The following is a 23,507-nucleotide window of genomic DNA, read 5'->3' as shown; positions in this document are numbered from 1 at the left end:
AAGATCAAAATCAGGCAACTACACTGTGCGATTGGGTAAACTCGACAAGGCTTCTGCCTTGGCCTAAGGATGCAACAAAGCCGGATTGAGCGCCCGCAAAGGGCCGCAGGACGGGGAGGAACACTTATCATGGCAGAGTTTCGGCAAATGCGTCGGTCATCGCTCCTGCCGGATCGGATCGCATCTGAGATCATGGCGAAAATCACCGATGGTGAGCTGAAGCCCGGTGACACGCTTCCGACGGAGCACAGCCTTGCCGAAACTTTCGGGGTGAGCCGCAATGTCGTTCGCGAAGCAATTGCCCGGTTGAGGTCCGACGGGATCATAGAATCCCGTCAGGGACGCGGCGCGATGGTCAAGCCGATGTCGGAACGCCAGACTTTCCGCGTTGACCTTCAGGCTCTGGGGAAATCCGATAACTATGCTGACCTGTTCGAGCTCCGCGGACTGTTGGAGATTGAAGCTGCCGGACTTGCTGCGGAGCGTCGCAACGCAACGGATCTGGAAGAACTACACGCAGCAATCGTTGCGATGAATGGTCAAAAGGGTTTCGATGAAAAGCGTCTGGAGGCCGATGCCAGGTTTCACAGAGCGCTCGGCAAAGCGACGGGCAATACCTATCTGTCTGCCGTGATCGACTATATTTCCTCCCGCCTGAAAGAAACGACGAGGGCGACTTCCGATGTCTATGAAAGAGATGACTTGCTCGACGTGACAATCAGCGAGCACCGCCGGATATTGAATGCAGTCGAAGACGGAAACAAGTCGGCCGCGCGTGACGCGATGGCCGCTCATATTCAAGGCGCGGCGGAACGCCTTCAGGTGCCGGATAAAGTACCGGGTTGATACCTGGTGTATCCGGAATCAATTGTCCGGTAGGGGAGGAGGGGCTCTTGCGCCTTCTTCCATTGTGTCTGCTTCCAGGTGGATGACCACATCAACCTTTTTGATGCGATAGCCTCTGGGGGCTCTTGGTGTCACATCAAGTTGCAGCGCGGATGGCGGACAGTCGAACACCTTGTCCTCCGCTGGAATGTAATAGTGCCTGTGATCGCCCGTGTCCGTGTCGAACCAGGTGCGTTCGCCGGAAATGGCTATTCTTCGCAAAAGGCCAGCTCTCTCGAAATCGTTCAGGGTGTTGTAAATCGTTGCAAGCGATATTCGATATCCATTGCCTGAAATTTCCTCATGCAGCTTTGCAGCATCGACATGCTGATGTGGCCCGCGCAGCAGAAACTCCGCGACCGCTCTTCGTTGAAGCGTTGGACGCAGGCCGGCGGTGCGCAGGCGGTTCGGGATGGTTTCTTTCGAATTTCCTTCGATGTCCGCAAACTGAATGGTCATTTCAATCCGTCTCTGAATGCCTGTAACACCTTGTTGCTCCACCGGTTCCCGCGGAGGAGCATATATATTGATGATCTTTTTGCAAATGATTTGCAATAGCAAAAAGTAGGAAATAGAGTGTGATACTGAGCAAAACGCCCGGAATCGCTGGCGCCACGTTCTCAACAAACTGGATTGAGACACTCATGATAATGCAAATCATTCGCAATAAGGTTGACAGTTGCGAATGATTTGCAATATCACTTGCAACTAACACGACGAGATTTCTCTCTTTCAGGAGTTGGTAATGCTCAAAAAGCTGGTTTTCACCGCATCGCTCACCGCCTTGGCGGCAGGTCTTGCCTCTGGCGCGATGGCGCAGGACAAGATGAAGGTTGTTACAACCTTCACCGTTCTGGCGGATATTGCGCAGAATGTTGCCGGTGACACTGCCGAAGTTGTTTCGATCACCAAGCCGGGTGCTGAAATTCATGGATATCAGCCAACGCCTCAGGACATCGTACGCGCTTCCGATGCTGATCTGATCCTCTGGAACGGCATGAACCTGGAACTTTGGTTCGAGCAGTTTCTTGCCAATCTTGGCGAAATCCCGTCCGCAACCCTGACGGATGGCATCGACCCGATTTCCATTCGCTCCGGGTCCTATGAAGGCAAGCCGAATCCGCATGCCTGGATGGGGCTGGACAACGCGCTTGTCTACATCGACAACATTCAAAAGGCGTTCTCCGAGCAAGATCCGGATAATGCTGCGGTGTACGAGCAGAACGCAAAGGCCTACAAGGATCAGCTGCGTGCAACCATTGAACCGTTGCGTGAAGCTGTTGCTGAAATTCCGGAAGAACAGCGTTGGCTGGTCACCTGCGAAGGAGCATTCAGCTATCTCGCGCGCGACTTTGGCATGAAGGAACTTTACCTGTGGCCGATGAACGCCGATCAGGTTGGCACGCCCCAGCAGGTGCGCTCGGTGATCGATGGTGTCAGGGAAAACGAGATACCGGTGGTCTTCTGTGAAAGTACCGTCAACACCGCCCCGGCCCAGCAGGTCGCCCGTGAGACCGGCGTTACGTATGGCGGAGAGCTGTACGTTGACTCCCTCAGTGAAGCCGATGGCCCGGTCCCGACTTATCTGGACCTTCTCAAGGTAACCGCCGGAACGGTCGCTGACGGCCTGAAGGCGGCAACAAACTGATCGTGCTGAAGAAATTTCATCACCCCGCGGACTGAAACCGCGGGGTTTTGTTTGTGAACCTTTGAATTGTGCTTTTAAATGGTATGACCCGATGCTGAATGTCATCAAGGACCTGGAAATGGATGTGACCGCGCAGGCGGATGGTGGCGGGCTTTCCGCCGAAGACGTTACGGTGACCTATCGCAATGGCCATACCGCATTGTGGAACGCAAGTTTTGAAATTCCGCGTGGGACCGTGACAGCTCTTGTCGGTGTCAACGGAGCCGGCAAATCCACTTTGTTCAAGGCGATCATGGGGTTCGTTCCGGCGGCCAAAGGCACGATCCGGATCCTGGACCTGCCGGTGCGAGACGCTCTGCGCAGGAATCTCGTTGCCTATGTCCCCCAATCGGAAGAAGTCGACTGGTCGTTCCCGGTATTGGTTGAAGACGTCGTGATGATGGGCCGTTACGGCCATATGGGGTTCTTGCGGCGGCCGAAACAGGCCGATCACGATGCCGTCGAAGAGGCCCTGAGACGCGTTAACATGCAGGACTATCGCCATCGTCAGATCGGCGAACTGTCCGGTGGTCAGCGCAAACGGGTCTTTCTTGCCCGGGCGCTTGCACAGGACGGGCAGGTTATCCTGCTGGACGAGCCCTTTACCGGTGTCGACGTGAAGACCGAGGAGCAGATCATTGCGCTGTTGAAGGAGCTTCGCGACGAGGGCAGGGTGATGCTGGTCTCCACCCACAATCTCGGTTCCGTGCCGGAATTCTGTGATCGCACAGTTCTGGTCAAGGGCACGGTTCTCGCATACGGCCCGACGGATACGACCTTTACTCGGGATAATCTGGAACAGGCCTTCGGCGGCGTGCTGCGCCATTTCACGATTTCCGACGAAACCCTGCACACCGATGGGGACCAGCGCAAGGTGACCATCCTCACCGACGATGAGCGTCCATTCGTGCAATATGGCGATGAGGTTCAGACCACAGAGGCGCGCAAGTGATGGAAGCGTTGCTGGAACCTTTCACCTATTCCTACATGACCAACGCCATGTGGGTTTCCGCGCTGGTTGGTGGCGTCTGCGCCTTTCTTTCCTCCTACTTGATGCTGAAGGGCTGGTCACTGATCGGTGACGCGCTGTCTCATTCGGTGGTGCCCGGTGTTGCCGGTGCCTACATCATCGGGCTGCCGTTTTCCCTTGGCGCGTTCCTTGCCGGCGGACTGGCTGCTGGCGCCATGCTGTTCCTCTCCGAGCGCTCCGGGTTGAAGGTCGATGTGATCATCGGTCTGATTTTCACCAGTTTCTTCGGCCTTGGTCTCTTTATCGTCTCCGTCAATCCGATGTCGGTGTCGGTTCAGACCATCACAATGGGCAATATCCTGGCAATCACTCCGGAAGACACGCTTCAACTCGCCATCATCGGCTTCGTGTCACTGGCAGTTCTGCTCGCCAAATGGAAGGACCTGATGGTGACGTTCTTTGACGAGAACCACGCCCGTACCATCGGCCTGCGGCCAGGTTTGCTGAAAGCGGTCTTCTTCGTGCTGCTGTCCGCCTCCGTTGTTGCAGCGATGCAGACAGTCGGCGCCTTTCTGGTGATCGCCATGGTGGTGACGCCCGGTGCGACTGCATATCTTCTGTGTGACCGGTTTCCGAGGCTGATCATGCTTTCCGTCGCCATTGGTTCGCTCACCAGCTTCACAGGAGCTTATGTCAGCTATTTCCTCGACGGAGCCACCGGCGGCATCATCGTCACTTTACAGACCCTGATCTTCCTGATCGCGTTCCTGCTTGCCCCCAAACATGGTCTTCTGGCAGCCAAACGCAAGGCTGCCGAAGCATTGAAGAGAGGCCCTGGTGACAGTGTCGTTCCCGCCGAACTTCTGTCCGGCCAGACGAAGCAGGGGGAGATGTTGTGATGGATCTCGATACGCTGCTTTTGCCCTTCAGGTTCCCTTTCATGCAGAACGCATTTCTGATCTGCATCATCGTTGCCGTCCCGACAGCTTTGCTCTCCTGCTTTCTGGTGATGAAAGGCTGGGCGCTCATGGGTGATGCCGTCAGTCATGCGATCCTGCCCGGCATCGTGCTTGCCTACATCACCGGCATACCGCTGCTGATCGGAGCATTTGCCGCCGGAATGCTCTGTGCTCTTGCAACCGGTTTCCTGTCCGGCAACAGCCGCGTGAAGCAGGATACTGTCATGGGTGTGGTCTTTTCCGGAATGTTCGGGCTCGGCATCGTGCTTTACGTCTCCATCGAAACCAATGCCCACCTGGATCATATCCTCTTCGGCAACATGCTCGGCGTCGGCACAAAGGACTTGCTCACCGCCGGAATTATCGCCGTCGTAGTTGGCGCTGCCCTGGTTCTGAAGTGGAAGGACCTTGTCCTGCACAGTTTCGACGCCGCACAGGCTCAAGCCTCTGGCCTGCCGGTCAATCTCCTTCACTACGGCCTGCTGGCGGCCCTGTCCTTGACCATAGTCGCGACTTTGTCGGCTGCAGGGCTGATCCTTGCGATCGGTCTTCTGATTGCGCCCGGTGCTATCGCTTTCCTGCTGGTGCGGACTTTCGGCACCATGCTCTGGGTGTCGGTCTTGGTCTGCATGGCCTCCATGCTTGCCGGCACCTATGCCAGCTTTTTCCTCGACAGCGCGCCGGCACCGACCATTATCCTGATCCTGACCGGTATTTTCATCGTAGCGTTTATCAGGCGGATGATTTTGACGCGGAAGATGTCGCAGCGGCGAGTGGAGGCCGGGTAGGGGAGTGCGTAATTCGTCTGACTTCCTGACGCTGCTCATTCACGCAAAGTATGCGTGAATGATGCTTGTTGTTTCGAAAAAAATGTATTGTTGAGAATTCAGTTTCGAGTTGGGGCTGGTTTTCTGCGGTAACACCCGCGCACGCAATGCGGGGCAGGCCCAGGTTGCGCATTGCGCAGTATCCCAAAAGCCAGGTTCCAACTGTTGATTTGGAGCCGGTGCGAGGTCCGGTGGTTGAAGCATTTCCGGGATGGTCAGCTCTCTGTTTTGTCTGCGATTGAGGTGCAACAACAGACGGTTGTTGTTCGTTTTCTCTCTGGCCGAAACGCAGCCTGTGCACGGTCAGATGAAGGTTACTCAATCTTTTTTTGAAATGATCTGTCAGGAGTTTTCTGTTCCCCGCTGACGCTGTTTACCCCTGAAACATAAGCCCTCTCGACCTTCGAGAGGCCAGCCTCACTATGTACAGAGATTGGTGAGATCTGAGACCAACTAGCCTGGAAATTGTTCAACTACCGGTTATAGATTGAAGCAATTGAAAAAATTGTTGGACAAATAGTGTTTAAAATAATAAAAAACATAGTGACTTGCTTAAGCTCTGCTTGTGCAGGTCGCGGAGGAAACCGGTTTGGGAAGAGAGGTGCTGAATCCGTATTGCCATCGAATTGAGGGACTCGATGAGCAAAATTCAGCAGCCTTGCGATGGGTTGATTTAAATTCAAATAAATGTTTCATTCTTAAATATCAGGGTGCGCGAACGAGGAGTCAGCTTTGCCCTGAATGGGAGGAGATCAAATGAAATCTGGATTTGTTTCGAAGCTCGCCTTGGGCGCAGCTTGTGCTTTTGGTGTGCTGACCCTTTCGGCTCAGGCGCAAGACGTCTTGAGGTTCGGGCATGTCTATGAGGCTTCTACGCCGTATCATGCTGCAGCTGTGCGAGCTGCCGAGCAGCTGGAAAAGGCGACAGACGGCCGCTACAAGATGGAGGTCTTTCCGGCATCCCAGCTGGGCAAGGAAACAGCGCTTAACGAAGCCTTGTCTTTAGGTACGGTGGATGTGATTTTCACAGGGGTTGCGTTTTTGGGGCAGAGCTACGGCCCGATAAGCATTTCCGACTATCCGTTCACAATGCGGTCCTATGATCACTGGAAGGCCTATGTCAATTCTGACCTGTTCGCGGAAATGGCGGAGAAATACAAAGAGGTTTCCGGCAACACGATCGCGACGATGACTTACTATGGCGCACGCCATGTCACGTCGAACAAGCCGATACTTTCTCCTTCCGATATGGAAGGACTGAAGATCCGGACACCCAATGCTCCGGCCTATCAGATGTTCCCGAAAGCGACAGGCGCGAACCCCACCCCGATGGCGTTTTCCGAAGTCTATCTCGCGCTTCAGCAGGGCGTCGTTGACGCGCAGGAAAACCCGCTGCCCACCATTCAGTTCAAGAAATTCTATGAGGTTCAGAGCAATATCAACCTGACCGGTCATATTACCAATTCGCTTGCAATCGTCGTTTCGCCGGTCACCTTGGCCAAAATGGGCGACGACGGTCAGCTCCTGTTGGACACATTGGCTGATGCCGCCGCCGTAACTTCGGATGAGATCGTGGCTTCAGAAGGCGCCTTGGTAGATTGGTTTCGCGAAGAGGGCGTGACGGTCAACGATGTTGATCGCAAGCCGTTTATGGAAGCTGTTGCACCGATGCTCAAGGGATCGGACGTTCCCTGGGATGCAGAAACGTTTGAACGCCTGCAGGCGATCAAGGAATAAGATCTGATCGAGCCTCTGACGATTCAGGGGCTCGTTTCCCAGTTCGGAAAGACCGCAACATGACCGATACCTCACGGCTTGAGGAAGTCGATATCGACTTCTCGGCAATGGCTGCCGAGGACGAAGCGCACTTCGAAAAGTTCAAGCTGCATTGGCCGGACTACGCCTTGGTCGCGATGTTCGCAGCTTTGTTCCTTGTCGTATTTCTCCAGTTCTTCACACGCTATGTTCTGAACGACTCGATTTCCTGGACGGAGGAGGCGGCCCGCTACCTTCTGATCCTGCTGTCTTTCGCCGGAGCTGTCCGGTGCCAGGCGAAGGGATCACACATCGTGCTGGAATTTGTCGATAAATACTATGGCCGGTATCTGCCCTGGGTCCGGCTGTTCGCACTGGCCATGACGTTCGTCTTGTTCAGCGTAATCATATGGTCTGCATACGGCCTGATCCAGCGTACGTCGTTTCAGCAGATGGTCTCGCTGCCGTTCCCGAAATACTACCTTTACGCCGCTGTGATGGCTCTGACGGGTCTCAATGCGGTGACGGTGCTCTGGCAGATGATCGTTTCGGTCAAACGAAGCGCGGGAAGGTGACCCAATGGCTTTGACAATTCTCTTTGCTTCGCTTTTTGCGTTGATGTTGCTCAGAGTACCCATCGCGTTTTCTCTGGCGCTGTCTTCCTTTGCCTACATTCTCTATGCGGGCATGCCTCCGGTGCTGCTATTCCACAACATGGTCAATGGCATGGACAGCTTTCCATTGCTGTCGATCCCGTTTTTCATTCTGGCGGGTGCACTTATGAATTCTGCCGGGATCACAGCGCGCATTTTCGGATTTGCTCGTGCGTTGGTGGGGTGGATGCATGGCGGATTGGGTCACGTCAACATTGGTGCAAGCATCATTTTCGCGGGCATGTCCGGCGCCGCTGTCGCAGATGCGGGAGGCCTCGGCGCAATTGAGATCAAGGCCATGCGGGAAGCTGGATACGATGACGATTTCAGCGTCGGCATCACTGCCGCATCTTCAACCATAGGCCCGATCATTCCGCCTTCACTGCCGCTTGTGATTTTTGGCGTTATGGCTTCTGTTTCGATCGGCAAGCTGTTTGTCGCCGGAATTGTGCCCGGCCTGCTGATGGCCGTTGCTCTGTCGGCAATGGTCTGGTGGACATCGCGCAAGAGACACTATCCCAGGGACGTCGATTTTAGGCCCTCGCTCATCGTTAGTCGGTTTCGTGAAGCTTTCTTGCCTCTGTTGACGCCAGTGATCATTGTCGGAGGCATCGTCACCGGGGCCTTCACACCCACAGAAGCAGCGATCGGGGCCGCCGCCTATGCACTGCTTCTGGGAAGCGTGGTCTATCGCAGTCTTACCTTGCGCAAACTGATGGTCATTTCCCTGGAGACCATCGAGACGACAGCGGCGATCATGATGATCGTAGGGGCGGCAAGCGTGTTTGCCTGGATTCTGACAGCCAACCAGATCGCAAGTCACTTCGCCGAATTCGTCCTGTCCTTCACCGATAGTCGGGCAGTTGTTCTCCTGCTGATCATGCTAGTCGTCCTGATCGTCGGCCTTTTCATGGAGACAATTGCGGCGATCTCGATTCTCGTTCCGGTGCTCATGCCTGTCGCCGGCCAGTTCGGTATCGACCCGGTGCACCTTGGAATCATCGTCATCCTGAACTTGATGTTGGGTCTGTTGACGCCCCCAGTCGGGATGGTTCTTTTTGTTCTGTCCCGCGTTTCCAAGGTTCCATTTGAAAAATGTGTTGCAGCAACTTTGCCCTTTCTTGTTCCGCTTCTGGGTGTGCTTTTACTCCTGACATTCATTCCGGCGATGACACTTTGGCTTCCGGATCTGGTGTACGGTAAGTAACGCACCTAGGGGCCAGGTTGACGTGAAAAGGGACTGAAGGTCAGCGACCTTCAGTCCCTTTTTCATTGTGTCTCAGTTGGAATGCGTTGGCTGAACCATTGAGCGAAGGCGGTCGCCGTCATGGTTTGCGTGATTTACTGTCCGGTCGAAAACACTTCATTGCCAAAACCGCTTTTCAGACTGTCGCCTGCAAATCCCTTGATGCCCTCGGCAAAGGTCTTGAAGAACGCCTGTGATTGCAGTGTCTTCAAGGTTTCGTCCGTGTCCCAGCGGCCTATATGAACCTTGCGGCCTTCCGGCATGCTGAATACCTGGTAGTGAAAGCGACCGGCAAGCCGCGCATCCGCCTCGACCGCATTCAGGAAATCCGCAATCAGTTGCTGCCAGGGCTCCTCGTTGCCGGTGTAAACATATTCGACCAGAACATTTCTCATCGTTCTCTCCCTGTGTGTCTGACATCGGTGGAAGAATAAGAGTTGGCGTGTCATTTCTGAAATTTATTAAATGCATAAAATGATATAGATTCAGATGATATCACTGTGTCAGGAACGGTTACCTGAATGGACTACAATCTCTTCCCTGTTTTCGTGGAGATCATGCGTCATCAAAACCTCTCCAAGGCCGGCAGGGCACTTGGCATGACGCAGCCCGCGGTTTCCAATGCTCTTGCAAGACTACGCGATCAGTTCGGCGACCAGTTGTTCATCAGGGCGAGCCGGGGTGTCATTCCAACCCAGTTCGCGTCGGACATTGGTGCAGATATCGAGCGTCACGTTGAAGAGCTCAAGCTGTTGACGCAAACCCAATCCAGACGTTCGGTCGAGTTGTCAAAAATCTCGCGCCGTTTCAGGCTCGTTGCACATGACATGGAAGAATGCCTGATCCTGCCGCAGGTTCTGGCGGAACTTTCAAATGTTGCACCGGGCATGCAGATAGAGGTGCGCCCCTATAACCGGGCAACCCTTGCCGACGAGCTCACAACCGGGCGGGCGGATTTCGTGATGGCTTATCTGCGTGACGTCCACAAGAACCTGATCAGTCGTGAGATGGTCTACCAGGATTTCGTTTGTGTCTGCCGGAAAAACCATCCGGAAGTCGGCAAGCGCCCGAGCCTGAAGCAATTCGTCAGACTGAACCATATGATCGTCTCGCCGGACAAAGGCGGCTTTCATGGACTTGTTGATGAGCATCTGATGGAAAAGGGGATGTCCAGAAACGTCACCATCAGCGTGCCGCACTTCCTGACCGCCTGCCAGTTCGTTGCCCGGACCGATTGCATTTTGACCTTGCCCCGGCTCGTCGCGGAAGAAGGCGCGCGCGCATTTGGTCTTCACCTCTTCGAACTGCCCTTCAAGATGGATGGTTTCAGCACCTCACTCCACTGGCACCGCCGCCTCGACAACGATCCGGAACACGCTGCGATTCGAGAATTGATACTGGAGACCTTGAAAAAGGAAGTGCCCGGACGACAAAATTGAGGCAATGATGGAGTGCCAGGCCGGGCGTGTCTACGAGGCGATGCGGATCAATCTTCGATGGTGAGATTTGTCGTAGATTCAACTAAAAGGTGAGCAGTCTCCAGCTGTCGACTTTCCAATAGATTCAACCTGCTTACCGGCAAACGGCAACAATGATGATAACTTTAATATGAGACAGAAATTCAGCAATGTTTTTCAACAGTCTGCTGGCCAGAGAGAACATTATTACGACAGCGTTACTGATTTTAACTTGACCCGAACTCCAACTTCAACGAGGAAGTGCGGGCTAGTCTTCAATCTTCCGCTTGCCGGAACAGATCAAAGCAACTCGCCCAGCAGATGCCGTGGCACAAGATGCAGCAGATGATTTACCACGCGAACCGTCGGTGATCTTGCCGCACAAGTGTCGGTAGTTTCGTGAGTTACGTCGAAAATCAGGAGAGGTTTCAAACAGGCATGCGCAACGACAAACGAGTTAAGATTGCATTCTATTTAGCCCTTTTCTGTACCTTGGTCATGCTCTTTGAAGATGTCGGCGAGTCGATGGGGGTTGAGTGGATCGAGACCTGGGACGACATGCACATCTGGGAATTCTTCATCCTGGGATCGCTGTTGATTGCCACCATCATTCTGGGCATCGAATTCAAGTCGATGCAGAAGACGCGCGATTCTCTGGAAGAGAGACTGAAGGCGGCCTCAGGGTCCTTCAACCTGTTGCTCGAAGCGCACTACGATTCCTGGGGCCTGACTCCATCGGAGCGCGAGGTCACCAAGCTGATCCTCAAGGGCTGCTCGAACAATGAAATCGCGGAAATCCGCAGCGCCGCCACGGGCACGATCAAGGCCCAGACCCATTCCATCTACACAAAGTCAGGACTTGCAGGCAAAAACCAGCTTCTCGGTTTTCTCCTTGAAGAACTGACCGACGGCGGTTCAGTCGCCGCCTAGAGCTTGCGGGTTCGGAACGGCTTAGATCCGGCCTCGGAGAGCAGGCACAGGTACTTTTTGTGCACCTGAAAGGAATTCGAATTCATCCCGGGCGGCCCCACGGCCGCCCTTTTTTGTTTGTCGCGGTTCACCTTGTCGATTTCACTCGCAGGTGAGCTCCACCAATCGGGCAAGCGGCAAGGGCCCGCAACGCGCGATCAAATTGCGATGGATGGAATTTTTCCTTTTAAATCAAGGCATAATCCTTTGGTTTATTGCTTCTGTCGCTACGCATCCTTACACCATCCGCGTGCGGGCCCGGCTTGCCTGCAATTTCGAAATTTCTCGTCTTCTAGGCAACTCCAGCATCATCCGATGCCGGGGCAAGGGACGTGTTTTGAAATGGCAGGGCCGGCAGGGTCCGTTGGCGCCGCACTTGAGATAGGGCGCCGGGCTGGGGAACAGGCCAGGCAGAAAAAATAACATGCGCTCTCAGGGCGCATTTTTTCTGCTTGCGGCACCTGGGTTCTCGGTCGGAACAGTGGCGTCCCATTGGAAGCTGCGGTACGCGGGAGAGCTTGGGTGGTTAAGACGGTTACGACTGATGCTGAGGCCTTTGCCATCTACGAAGCCTATTTTCGGGCAGCCGTGGGCGACGGCACGCCGATCCTCGATCTGTCCGACGCCGGGTTTTATGGCAGTTCAGATCAGGGCCTTTCCGCCGCAGAAATTCAGCAGGAAAACATAGACCTCTCTGCGTCGCTGATTGCAGCGGACAAGGGGGGTGGTGCCGCAAATCCGTTGACCGTCCAGGCCGTGCGCCAGATTGCCGATGTGCTGTTGGCTCAGGTCGACAGCGCATCCGGGTTGACGTCGCAGCCCGATGCGAATTTTACGCCCGCGGAACTGGAAGCCCGGGCGGCGCAATTATCGGCTGGTATGCTGGCGAACTTCCAGGCGCAGATCGCGGCGAATCCATCGGCTGCAGGCTACCTGCCGAGCACGCAGCAAGAGAGGGCCCAGTTCAATCAGGGTGTCCTTGATGCGATGAATTCGCTTTCGGACGCACGGGGTTATTTTCAAAAACTTAGTGCCGGGGACACCAGTCCGGAAAATATCGGGCTTGCTGTTGCGACTTCGGTCAAGGCGGTGACGTCCTTCATGGGCGCTTTGCCGCTGCCTCCGGCGGCCAAAGCGGCTGTGAGCAAGGTCAATATTGCAACTTATCTTGCTCCGGGAATTGTTGCCGTTGCCAAGGGCGACGGCAGCGCGGAGCAAATCGGCGTTGCCGTCCTGCAATCGGTTGTCTCCATCGCGTCCTGGGGATTGAGCGACGAATTCTTCGACTACGTTGTTCCCTATTTCCTCGAGGATCCGCAGCGGCTGGTCACACTTCAGCAGATGCTGCTGCATTCGCCGCAAGACGTGCTGACCCATTACACCGGCGTCATCATCGAAGAGCTTGGAGGCACCGTGCCGCCCGGCTTCGGCGTCAGGACGTAAGTGACGAGCAACGGGCAAAAGCTCAGGCGTACGAAATTGCCAGCAGTCTGAACAGCGCGTTCGGGCACATAACAACCGACCTGACAACACAGTTCGGAAACACCAACTACTATCAAAAAATCTCGATACAGCTGAAGCCGGAATGGGATGCCACGACATTTCGCTTCACGGGGACCCAGAACAGTTATTTCTACGACACGTTCGAAACCGCGGGCGGAACATGGACCACCGGCCCCTGGGCCTGTGGTTTCCGATCAGGTTGTTCCGGTTAGAGCCTGATTTGGCGTTTTGCCTTTGATGCCCATGTGTGGCCGTTTGTTGTTTTACCAGTCAAGCCATCTTGGCAGGTCGGCCTCGCGTGTGAGGGACGATCTGAACGGAATTGCGTCGGCCCATTCTCGGAGCATGGTCTGGATAAAGCGCTCCGCCTTGCCGTTGGTTTTGTGTGTATGGGGCCGTGTTCTGATGTGACGGATGGAGAGGCGCAGGAGGGTTCGTCGAAACAATCTGGCAATGTAGCCGGAGCCGTTGTCGGTCATGACGCGCTTGACCTGGACGCCCCGTGCCTTGAACCTGCGCAGCGCCCGACGCAGGAAGCTGGTCGTGGAATGACGTGTCTCGTCGGGCAAGACCTCGACATAGGCAAGTCGGGTGGCGTCGTCGATGACCACATGCAGGTAGTCCCAGCCGGCGCCTTGACTGCGGCCCCGCCGAGAACCGGTGATCCGGTGTCCTGTCCGCTCGAACCGTCCGAGTTTCTTGATGTCCAGTGCAAAATCTCGCCATGGGACTGGCGCTGGTACCGCCGCACGGGTGGTTTGGGGTCAAGGCTGGCGAGACGGCCAAGACCAATACGAGCCAACCAACCCGAAACCGTCGAATGGGCAAGACCCAGTTTGGCCGCGATCTCCGCTCCTGTCAGGCGATACTCTCGCCGCAACCGTTCAAGACCATGAACCTGATGTGCCATGGTCTTGTTGGCGACGGTGCGCGGCCTGGAGGACCGGTTCTCAAGCCCAGCAGCCCCCAGCTCCCTGTACCGCCTGAGCCATTCCCGCGCGCGACGCTCACTCAGGCCGAACTCTGTGGCGACCGCCGCAAGCGGACGCCTTTCTTCGACAATCCGGCGGATCATCTCGGCTCGACCCAACGGCGTTGTTCGGGCATTCTTGTGCTGGTCGTTCATCCTTGAAACCTTCCGGTGAATGTTTGGTCGCAAACACCTTCAAGCTTTCAAAGCGGATGAACAACCTGCTCAGATCTCGCATCTAGGCCCCGATCACGCTGGCGAGCGGCTTGAGATGTTTTTCATAGCGCCGCCACTTTTCCACCGAGCTCTTGTAAACCGGCTGCCGGACTTGAGTGATGCTCGCGGTCTTGACCCGTCGCTTGGCTGTGTGGAACGCGAGACAGGCGTCGTCCCAGGGGAGGTCGCAAGCCTCCAGAAGCGCTCGTGACTGACCTGTCGGATCTTCAACAAGCGATTGATAGTCGAGCGTGTAAAAGGCTTCGGCGGGCAGCATCTTTTCCCAATGGTCCATCAGACGCCGGTAGCCGTTGTAGTAACGGCCCAGCTCGACAAGGTCGTAGCTCTGGTGCTGGCTGCGATCAAACAGCCGTGTGAAACAGGACAGGCAGGTGTCCATGCCGTTGCGGCGAACATGAACGATCTTCGCATTCGGCAGCAAGGCATGGATCAGTCCGACCAGATTGAAGTTCGACGGCATCTTGTCGGTCACATGGGCAGCTTCGGCCGAATACCCGTCAAGGCAGGCGACATAGCGGCCGGCAAGAGCCTGCAGGGCCTCTCCCGTCGATCCCGTCAGGTTCAACGGATAGGGCTGGTGGCTATTGCCATTGTCAAAGCCGAAGAACCGCTGCAGATCCGTCAATTCTCCGGCTCCGAAAACGCTTCGGTGGCTTGCCAGAATGGATTCCGTCAGCGTCGTGCCGGACCGTGGCATGCCGAGCACGAAGACGGGTTTGGCAGAGGGGTTGGCAAACGGGCGGAGAGAGTCGATGAACTCTGGTGTGAAGCAGTCAACGATCGCGTCCACCTGACGGTCCCGAGCCTCCGCATCATAATGGATCTTGGAGCGCTTCAACGCGGCCCCTTGCGCATATTGTTCAAAAGCCTCGTCAAATCGCCCGAGCGCATCATAGCAGTCGCCCAGCCCGAACCGGAAGGCAATCTGGTTCGCAGGCGACATGGCGGCGGCATTTGGCAGTTGATGTTCCAGAGCCTTGAACACCGGATCTTCGGCGTCTCGGATCTTGTCGATGCGGCTCAGTCCGATGAGCGGAGACACGTCTGCAGCGTCCAGGCGATGGACTTCTGCAAAGCTGGCACGTGCCACGTCCATCTCGCCGAGTTCCATGTGAAGATGCGCGCGTCCGATGAGGCTCGCTTTGAACGCCGGGTCGACCCGAAGCGCCCGGTCGTAGAACTCCCGGGCCTTCTCGGGCTTTGACAGCGCATTGTAGCAGACGCCCAACTGATGCAGGTTTCCGGCGTTTTCGGGGGCTTTGTTCAAGGCTTCTTCAGCAGCGGCACGTGCAGCTTCCGGGTGGTTCTTTTCCAGAAGAACCTGGGACAGGCCGAGATAGGCGACATCGCGCTCCGGATCGAGCGCCAGCACCCGGCGGAAGGTGGCTTCCGCCGCATCGAGATCGAGGCGGGACAGATGAATGCGTGCCTGGTTGGCGACGGCCTCAATATCATTCGGGTGACCGGCGAGGATCCGCGCGACTTCGATCTGTGCGTCCTCCAGCCGATCCATTTCGATGAGAACAGTGCTCAGATTGTTCGCCACTTCCAGATTGTGCGGCTGCAGGCGCAGGGCCTTGCGATACGTCTCGACGGCCTGTTCCAGCTCCTTTTCATCTCTGGAAATGCTGCCCAGATTGTTCAGCGACGCGACGTGGTTCGGGTCCAGATCCAGCGCCTTTGCATGCAGTGCCTTTGCTCGTTCGAGCTGCCCGTCGTCATAACAGGCGAGCGCCAGATTCGAATGTGCGGATGCCGAGTCCGGCGCGGCCTTGATCGCCCGCTCGCCGGTCTCGATTGCCTGCGGGATCCGGTTTGCCGACCGCATGACCTCGACCGTGTTGGAGAGGAACATCGGGTTCTGCGGTGCCAGCGTCAGCGATGCCTGCAGCTGCTCCAGTGCTGCATCGATGCGGCCCTGCCTGTGGGCGACGAGACCCAGCAGATGACGCGCCAGCGCATGTGACGGCAGTGCGGCCAGAATGCGCTCGCACAGATATTGGCAGGCCCCCAGCTCGCCTGCTTCGAAGTGGTTCCGGGCAAGGTTGATCGCGTCGGCGGGCGTGAGTTGTTGAGTGGTTTGATTCGGCATTGAAGGCTTTCAGAACAGTCCGGATGGGGTTAGAATGTGCACAAGCGTGTTTTGCCTGATTGAATTGTTTGACCAGGGCGATTTTGATCGCTGTCCAGGCGAATGAACCGGCTTTCCGCCATAACATGCTTCAAACTGAGCAAGAAACGCTTTCGATGTCTTCAAAGAAGACAATCAGATCCCCGCAACAATGCCTCGCCCGGCGCATAAACCCGATAAACCAAAGTTATAAGGTCAGCATTTTCAGCAGCTTATAACTTTCGTTGGCTGGTCGCGCGGAAACGCCCCCATTAGTCCTCAGCCCGGTCGTCCCCTCGGCAACAACCGTGGGGGGAAAGCGATTTGGTGCTGGGGATTTGGAATGAACCTGATTGATCAACGGGAACAACGTAGAACATCGACACGAACAGGCGGACGGATAACGAAGTGGAAGGGAAAGGTGGCCAGCCTTGCCCCGTCGCTCTTTGCCGTTTCGATTTCGTCCACCGCCCTGATGGTCGATGGAGCTCTGGCGCAGACCATAAACACGCCGACAACGGCGCCAGTCGTTATCACGACCGATCAGGACGGCACAGTGACATCGACAGGGACCATCGAAGTGGACCCTTTGAATGCCGATGCTCTGGTCACGATCGATGTTCCCGACTACACCAGCACCTTGCTGAACGACGGCATCATTTTCGGCACGAACATTGCCGGCGGATCCCGCGCCGGTATCGAAGTCCGCAACACGCTTTCAGGACAGCTCATCAACAACAACAGGATCGAGATTTCCACGACCGGCACCGTCAACGATCTTCTGCGTGGAATTCAGGCCGCTAGCATCGCTGGCGTCGTCGAAAACAACGGTACGATTCTGCTCAACCTGAACGGCGGTCTGTTAGGGCAGGCCACAGGGATCGAATCGTCGACCATATCCGGCTCGCTGATCAACACGAGTAACATCGATGTCACGGTGGATGCCGTCACCGCCACCAGCGTCGGTGTGGAAGCCGGCATTATCACAGGTGACTTTGAGAATTCGGGTCTGATTTCTTCGGTTGCGACGGGCAGCTCGGCATCGGCATTTGGTGTGGAAACGTCCTTCCTCTTTGGAAGTGCCACCAACTCCGGCACGATCACAGTCAAGGCCACTGCAGCCTCCGAAGCATCCGCCTACGGGCTGCGCGTGGTAAATCCGGTATTCGGTTCCCTGACAAACTCGGGATCGATTACTGTTGAAGCCTTTGCGGGGACCAATCCCAACGCCATTGGCATCAGCATGGATGCGATCTTCGCCGGGACACCCTTCGTAAACAGCGGAACGATATCGGTAAGTGCAACCGGCACCGGAAGTTCCGCGTCCAGCGGCTATGCCACCGGCATAAGCAACCTCAACAATGGGGGCAGTTTCAGCAACTCCGGAACCGTTGAAGTCCTCATTGACGGCGTCAACCAGGCTAATGCCTCCGGCATCAGACTGAATACGCTTTCTTCCGAAGGCAGCCTGTCGAACAGCGGTGCGGTTGTTGCAGAAAGCTACGGCCGAACGCAGGCCTCCGCATACGGCCTTAATCTGGAAAACATCAGTGGATCGGTTTCGAACAGCGGCACAGTCACGGCTCTGGCACAGGGAAATACGGCGCTTGCCGTAGGCGTCAGGGGGAGCAATTCTGTAGGAGCAAGCGCCAGTATCCAAAACTCCGGAGTGATCACGGCAAGGGCTCTCGGTCAAACGAGTGTCTCCGCCTTCGGCCTGGATCTGCGTGACCTTAGCGGATCGGTTTCGAACAGCGGCACAATCCTGGCCCGGGCTGAAGGCGATACGGTGCTCGCCATGGGCGTCAGGCTGCACAATCCAGTCGCCGCAGGAGCCAGCATTCACAACTCCGGGACGATCTCTGCAACCGCCTCTGGAAACAGGTCCGGCCTGTTTCTTCTTGGGATGGAAATCCCCAGCCTGGCGGGGGCAGTCGACAATTCGGGTACGATCCTGGTAACCGGCAACGGCCAGACGAGCGGGCGCGTGACTGGTCTTGCCACTTTTGTTCTCGAAGGCACCGGCAGCATTACCAATTCCGGTACCATCGATGTGAGCGCGCACATCGAAAACGGGGTAGAGACGTATGCAACGGGCATAGGAGTAGGCCTGTTCCAGGGGAACCTGGAGAACTCCGGAAACATCCGGGTGCGCTCGACCGGCGTCGCCGCCTCCAGTGCCACCAATGTACATGTCTATGGTATCGCTGCGGGGCAGATGCTTGGCGGCAGGTTGGCCCACAGCGGTTCGATCACCGTCGAGAGCGCCGGCGGGCCAGGCTCCAATGCCTTTGGCATCTTTGCCGGTGTCTTTTCAGGAACGCTCGATGTGACCGGTGATATCGCGGTTTCCGGGGCGGAGACGAACTACGGCATCTTCTTGGGCAGCGGCAGCGGTACGCTCAATATCGAAAGCACCGCCAGCATCGATCAGCTGATCCGGGTCGCCGATCACAACGTCAACCTGACGCATGTGGGCGAGGCGGCCGTTTACCGGTTCGAGGATGCCAACACTGCAGCGGGTGAGTTCAAGACCAATGTTACTGTGCCGAACGGTGCCTGGTTCGCTCAGGATGCAGGCGGTGCGTCTCCGGTCTACGCGGCGGTCAGCGGCTCAGATTTCCAGCTGAATACGCTCGTACCGTTCCTGATCGGTGACCTGAACAACCAGCTCTCAAGGCAACTGCAGAATTCCGACCGGCAGAACAGGTTCGACCGGGCAGCCTACGCCTTCAACGGCACACCTGAAGCGACCAGCACGTTCAGCCCCTATGTGAGCGTCACGTTGAGCCAGGCAAGGCAGGACAGCACCGCGGATGCCGCCAGCGCAGACTCCAACCTCAACAGCCTCAATTTCGGCGTCACCCGGGACCTCGGCAACGGAACCCGCTACGGCGTCGGCCTGAGTTATGCGAAGGGCACCGCCAGCCAGTCGCCGAACTCGCTGGACACGACCGGAGGCTTTCTGAGTGCCCAGATCGCGCAGGACTTCGGGTTCCTGGATCTGAGTGCGGGCGGTGGCGCCGGCTGGTTCAGCCACACGAACTACCGCACCATCGGCGGCAGCGCCGATGCAAAGGGCGATTTCACCAGCACGGTTCTGACCGGACAGATCGGTGTCAGCAGGGATTTCGGCCTGACGGACACGCTGATCCTGACCCCTGAGGCGCTGGCAAGGCTCGGGTACCAGCAATATGGCGGCTACACGGAAACCGGATCGAGTGCCAACGCCACTGTCGACGGCCGCAATGTGACCTTCTCGGAAATCAATGTCGGCGCGACGGTGGCGGCCAAACTGGGGCCGGGCATCCTCACAGCCTCCGCGGCAGCGGTCTACCGGAATGTGGATGGCCCTTCGGTCGTGGATGTTTCCATCTTCGGCAGCGGTGCAAGTCTAGTCTCCGATGTCGCCCGTACCGACACGTTCGGTGAGCTCCGGCTCGGATACGACCAGCCGGTAGGCTCCAACGGCACTCTGTCCCTTCAGGGCCAGACGGGAATAGGTCAGGACAGCATGACGCAAGCTGTTTCTGCCGTTTACAAGCTGACCTTCTAGAAGCGGCAAATTGCAGACCTTGCGACCCTTTCACAAGGGTCGCTTACGGCACAGGCAGCGCAGTTGATGCCTGCGCCGGAGAACGACAATCAAATCGTGCGACAGCGCCCTGTGAAGCGTGAAAATTCGACATGTCAAAGTTATAAGACTTGTTTTTTCAGTAACTTATAACTTTGTCGGTGAGCCGCACAGCAACACCCTCACTGCTCCTTGGCCCGGTTGCGCCGCGGCAGCAGCCGCCGGGGAAAGCAAATTACTGCTGGGGAATTGGAATGAACCTGACTGGTTTTGGGGAACGGCGTGGAACATCGAGCAGAACAGGAGGGCGGATAACGAAGTGGAAGGGAAAGGCGGCCAGCCTTGCCCCGTCGATTTTCGCGTTTTCGGTTTCTTCCACGGCCCTGATGGTGGGAGGCGCCTTGGCGCAGACCATAAACACGCCGACAACGACCCCGGTCGTCAGCACAACCGATACTGATCTCACGATCACCTCTGCTGGATCGGTAACGGTTGACCCGCTTACGGGTGCGGCTGTTGTCGAAATTAACCTGGCCGATTACACCAGCACGTTGACCAACGCGGGCACAGTCTCATCGAGTAGCGGCAGCAGCGCGCCGCACGTCGGGATTGACATCAATGGAGCTCTGTCCGGGTCAATTTCAAATATCGGGACCGTGGATCTTACCTATACTGACGCTACCGATACCCCACTAACTGGTATTGACGTTTCTGGTGCTATATCCGGGGCTATCGCCAACATGGGCGCTGTCAACGTGATCACGCGCTCGACGAGATTGGTCAGGGCCAAGGGCATCAATACCGATGATCTTTCCGGTCAGATCACCAACAGCAACACGCTCAATGTGATCGCTGTGGGTTCCAACGCTCGTGCGACAGGCGTAAGAGTCCAGAATATTGCAAGTACCGGTAACCTGTCGAACACCGGTACGGTCACTGCCATTGCGGATGCTTCAAGCTCAACAGGTTTCGCTTTCGGGCTACGGTTTGCTTCCCTCGCCGGGACCGTCATCAATTCCGGGACGCTGGATATTCAGGTCAGTGGGGTCAGCCACGCTTCTGCTTATGGTATCGGCAGTTTTACTTCTAACCCGGTAGGTGGCACGCTGACCAACAGCGGGCAAATCACGGTGAATGCGATAAGTAACCGCTCTTTCGCCGACGGATACGGTATCCACCTCCCAAATTTGGCTTCCACGAGCAAAGTTCGCAACACTGGCGTGGTGACCGTAAATGTGCTGGGCACCAGAAGGGCGGAAGCGTATGGACTTGACGTCAACGATGTTGATGGTCAGCTCAGCAATAGTGGGGCAATAGATGTCATGGCGACCGCCGCGGCGGGTGGTGCGACGGCGACAGGCCTGAGTAGCGCGCAAATTGCAACCGGTGCACGCGTGTCAAACAGTGGAAGCATCAGCGCTGTCGCACATGCCAGCAGTACCGCCGAGGCTAACGCCTTGACCGCAAGAGATGTCACCGGGACGCTCGTCAATTCCGGCACGCTCAGCGCAATTGCGAACGGCAGTTTGGCTCTTGCTGCTGGGTTGAACGTCAATGACATCAATGGGCAATTCTCCAACTCGGGATCAATCAGTGCAACGGCGAATGGGACAACCGCAACGGCCACCGGCCTGCGTATTGCCCAGAGCATTGGATTGTCGGGAACGCTGACGAACAGCGGCACGATAGTCGCATTGGTATCGGGGGACACAAGCGCATTTGCGACCGGCGTCGATGTCATTCGTGTAGACGGGAGATTTGCTAACTCCGGCAATATCTTCGCCGCGACCGTGAGCAATGGAGGGAGCACCGCCAGTGCGGTAGGCATCGATGCTGGCTTCCTGAGCAATAGCGCAGCAGAGCTTTCCAATGCCGGTACGATCAATGTATCGCTCAAGGCGGCCGGCGTGTCGTTCGCAACTGCAACCGGGATTCGTACAGGTACCAATAACGGACGTCTGTCGAACGCAGGTACGATCAACGTCGTGGCGGAAAAGTCCGGCGGCAGTGCACCCATTGCTGTCGGTTTGGATGTGTTCAACCTACAGGTCGGGGGCAACGTTTCGAACTCCGGGACGATCAATGTGGCGGCCGTAGGGAAAGGCGGGGCTGGCGCCGATGCCTACGGGATTAGCGTTTTCCTCGTGGATGCCGGTGCCACAGTGACCCACTCGGGAGTGCTGAACGTATCTGCGGCCTCCGATGGTTCATCGGCATTCGCAGATGGGATTCGCATTCGGGAATTGAATGGCACATTGAACGTGACGGGCGATATCTCGGTCAGCGCACCGGACCAAAGCTATGGCATTTCCCTGAGCAGAGGAAACGGTACGCTCAATATCGAAAGCACCGCCAGCATCGATCAGCTGATCCGGGTCGCCGATCACAACGTCAACCTGACGCATGTGGGCGAGGCGGCCGTTTACCGGTTCGAGGATGCCAACACTGCAGCGGGTGAGTTCAAGACCAATGTTACTGTGCCGAACGGTGCCTGGTTCGCTCAGGATGCAGGCGGTGCGTCTCCGGTCTACGCGGCGGTCAGCGGCTCAGATTTCCAGCTGAATACGCTCGTACCGTTCCTGATCGGTGACCTGAACAACCAGCTCTCAAGGCAACTGCAGAATTCCGACCGGCAGAACAGGTTCGACCGGGCAGCCTACGCCTTCAACGGCACACCTGAAGCGACCAGCACGTTCAGCCCCTATGTGAGCGTCACGTTGAGCCAGGCAAGGCAGGACAGCACCGCGGATGCCGCCAGCGCAGACTCCAACCTCAACAGCCTCAATTTCGGCGTCACCCGGGACCTCGGCAACGGAACCCGCTACGGCGTCGGCCTGAGTTATGCGAAGGGCACCGCCAGCCAGTCGCCGAACTCGCTGGACACGACCGGAGGCTTTCTGAGTGCCCAGATCGCGCAGGACTTCGGGTTCCTGGATCTGAGTGCGGGCGGTGGCGCCGGCTGGTTCAGCCACACGAACTACCGCACCATCGGCGGCAGCGCCGATGCAAAGGGCGATTTCACCAGCACGGTTCTGACCGGACAGATCGGTGTCAGCAGGGATTTCGGCCTGACGGACACGCTGATCCTGACCCCTGAGGCGCTGGCAAGGCTCGGGTACCAGCAATATGGCGGCTACACGGAAACCGGATCGAGTGCCAACGCCACTGTCGACGGCCGCAATGTGACCTTCTCGGAAATCAATGTCGGCGCGACGGTGGCGGCCAAACTGGGGCCGGGCATCCTCACAGCCTCCGCGGCAGCGGTCTACCGGAATGTGGATGGCCCTTCGGTCGTGGATGTTTCCATCTTCGGCAGCGGTGCCAGCCTGACCTCCGATGTCGCCCGTACCGACACGTTCGGTGAGCTCCGGCTCGGATACGACCAGCCGGTAGGCTCCAACGGCACTCTGTCCCTTCAGGGTCAGACGGGAATTGGCCAGGACAGCATGACCCAGGCCGTTTCCGCCGTTTACAAGCTGACCTTCTAGAAGCAGCAAGTTCCGAAACTTCGCGACATTCCCGCAACTTGTCGCACTGGCGCAGGTCCACAATTGGGCCTGCGCTTTTTTTTGCTCAGACATTCGGCTGATGAGGGGCGCGGGTAGGCTTCGGTGGCATTGTTGGAATTGCCCTTTCGTTTCGACCAGATGCCAACCTCGCGACGCCGGAGTTTCAGAGAGCAGAGATTGCAGCCTGCTAGGCTTC

At 56.7% G+C, this 23,507-nt stretch carries 16 protein-coding genes and 1 pseudogene; 13 read left to right on the top strand and 4 right to left on the bottom strand.

Translation table 11 applies throughout. The features are described from left to right. Window positions 1-129 precede the first annotated feature (129 nt). Complete coding sequence (locus ABLQ08_RS04245; RefSeq protein WP_352939872.1) at window positions 130-846, top strand: FadR/GntR family transcriptional regulator; 717 nt, start codon at window positions 130-132, stop codon at window positions 844-846. A gap of 18 nt (window positions 847-864) precedes the next feature. On the opposite strand, the gene ABLQ08_RS04240 is transcribed toward ABLQ08_RS04245, so the two are convergent. Then, window positions 865-1,344, bottom strand: coding sequence for a Fur family transcriptional regulator (locus tag ABLQ08_RS04240; RefSeq protein WP_352939871.1), 480 nt, complete (start codon window positions 1,342-1,344; stop codon window positions 865-867). Between the two features lie 286 nt (window positions 1,345-1,630). Between ABLQ08_RS04240 and ABLQ08_RS04235 the strand changes: the two genes are divergently transcribed. The 7 genes from ABLQ08_RS04235 (at window position 1,631) to ABLQ08_RS04205 (ending at window position 8,943) form a co-directional block, all read left to right on the top strand. Then, window positions 1,631-2,533, top strand: coding sequence for a metal ABC transporter substrate-binding protein (locus tag ABLQ08_RS04235; protein ID WP_352939870.1), 903 nt, complete (start codon window positions 1,631-1,633; stop codon window positions 2,531-2,533). 118 nt (window positions 2,534-2,651) lie between these two features. Next, on the top strand, window positions 2,652-3,524 hold the full coding sequence (locus tag ABLQ08_RS04230; RefSeq protein WP_352940511.1) for a manganese/iron ABC transporter ATP-binding protein: 873 nt from the start codon (window positions 2,652-2,654) through the stop codon (window positions 3,522-3,524). Then, window positions 3,524-4,441 (top strand): metal ABC transporter permease, encoded by a 918-nt coding sequence (locus ABLQ08_RS04225; protein WP_352939869.1) that lies wholly within the window; start codon window positions 3,524-3,526, stop codon window positions 4,439-4,441. The genes ABLQ08_RS04230 and ABLQ08_RS04225 overlap by 1 nt, the downstream gene beginning before the upstream one ends. Further along, window positions 4,441-5,289, top strand: coding sequence for a metal ABC transporter permease (locus ABLQ08_RS04220; RefSeq protein WP_352939868.1), 849 nt, complete (start codon window positions 4,441-4,443; stop codon window positions 5,287-5,289). The genes ABLQ08_RS04225 and ABLQ08_RS04220 overlap by 1 nt, the downstream gene beginning before the upstream one ends. A gap of 795 nt (window positions 5,290-6,084) precedes the next feature. Beyond that, entirely contained in the window at window positions 6,085-7,065 is a 981-nt protein-coding gene (locus tag ABLQ08_RS04215; RefSeq protein ID WP_352939867.1) for a sialic acid TRAP transporter substrate-binding protein SiaP, read from the top strand. Window positions 7,066-7,124: 59 nt separating this feature from the next. After that, window positions 7,125-7,658 (top strand): TRAP transporter small permease, encoded by a 534-nt coding sequence (locus tag ABLQ08_RS04210; RefSeq protein WP_352939866.1) that lies wholly within the window; start codon window positions 7,125-7,127, stop codon window positions 7,656-7,658. 4 nt (window positions 7,659-7,662) lie between these two features. Next, the gene (locus ABLQ08_RS04205) at window positions 7,663-8,943 is read left to right on the top strand and encodes a TRAP transporter large permease (protein ID WP_352939865.1); all 1,281 of its coding nucleotides are present in this window, start codon (window positions 7,663-7,665) and stop codon (window positions 8,941-8,943) included. 134 nt (window positions 8,944-9,077) lie between these two features. Here the strand turns inward: ABLQ08_RS04205 and ABLQ08_RS04200 are convergent, their stop codons facing one another. Next, window positions 9,078-9,377: a hypothetical protein gene (locus tag ABLQ08_RS04200; RefSeq protein ID WP_352939864.1), complete on the bottom strand. Its 300-nt coding sequence runs from the start codon at window positions 9,375-9,377 to the stop codon at window positions 9,078-9,080. A 126-nt stretch (window positions 9,378-9,503) separates the two neighbouring features. Between ABLQ08_RS04200 and ABLQ08_RS04195 the strand changes: the two genes are divergently transcribed. From ABLQ08_RS04195 to ABLQ08_RS04185, 3 genes are all read left to right on the top strand, one after another. Beyond that, window positions 9,504-10,421: a LysR family transcriptional regulator gene (locus tag ABLQ08_RS04195; protein ID WP_352939863.1), complete on the top strand. Its 918-nt coding sequence runs from the start codon at window positions 9,504-9,506 to the stop codon at window positions 10,419-10,421. Window positions 10,422-10,877: 456 nt separating this feature from the next. Further along, on the top strand, window positions 10,878-11,369 hold the full coding sequence (locus ABLQ08_RS04190; RefSeq protein WP_352939862.1) for a helix-turn-helix transcriptional regulator: 492 nt from the start codon (window positions 10,878-10,880) through the stop codon (window positions 11,367-11,369). Between the two features lie 561 nt (window positions 11,370-11,930). Further along, on the top strand, window positions 11,931-12,851 hold the full coding sequence (locus ABLQ08_RS04185) for a hypothetical protein (protein WP_352939861.1): 921 nt from the start codon (window positions 11,931-11,933) through the stop codon (window positions 12,849-12,851). 326 nt (window positions 12,852-13,177) lie between these two features. On the opposite strand, the pseudogene ABLQ08_RS32650 reads toward ABLQ08_RS04185, so the two are convergent. Continuing rightward, window positions 13,178-14,037: pseudogene (locus tag ABLQ08_RS32650) on the bottom strand (IS481 family transposase); the annotation flags it as partial. An 82-nt stretch (window positions 14,038-14,119) separates the two neighbouring features. Next, window positions 14,120-16,210, bottom strand: a complete 2,091-nt coding sequence (locus tag ABLQ08_RS04170) for a tetratricopeptide repeat-containing sulfotransferase family protein (protein WP_352939859.1) — start codon at window positions 16,208-16,210, stop codon at window positions 14,120-14,122. Window positions 16,211-16,571: 361 nt separating this feature from the next. Between ABLQ08_RS04170 and ABLQ08_RS04165 the strand changes: the two genes are divergently transcribed. Together ABLQ08_RS04165 and ABLQ08_RS04160 are read left to right on the top strand one after the other, a co-directional pair. Then, window positions 16,572-19,784 carry an autotransporter outer membrane beta-barrel domain-containing protein gene (locus tag ABLQ08_RS04165; RefSeq protein WP_352939858.1) on the top strand — a complete coding sequence of 1,071 codons (3,213 nt, stop codon included), beginning with the start codon at window positions 16,572-16,574 and terminating at the stop codon, window positions 19,782-19,784. A gap of 272 nt (window positions 19,785-20,056) precedes the next feature. Beyond that, complete coding sequence (locus tag ABLQ08_RS04160) at window positions 20,057-23,290, top strand: autotransporter outer membrane beta-barrel domain-containing protein (protein WP_352939857.1); 3,234 nt, start codon at window positions 20,057-20,059, stop codon at window positions 23,288-23,290. Window positions 23,291-23,507: the final 217 nt, after the last annotated feature.

The sequence above is a fragment of the Roseibium sp. SCP14 genome, assembly GCF_040329475.1.
Classification (GTDB): domain Bacteria; phylum Pseudomonadota; class Alphaproteobacteria; order Rhizobiales; family Stappiaceae; genus Roseibium.
The sequence above is the reverse complement of the archived record's forward strand: the minus strand, read 5'-3'. Positions and strand labels throughout refer to the sequence as shown.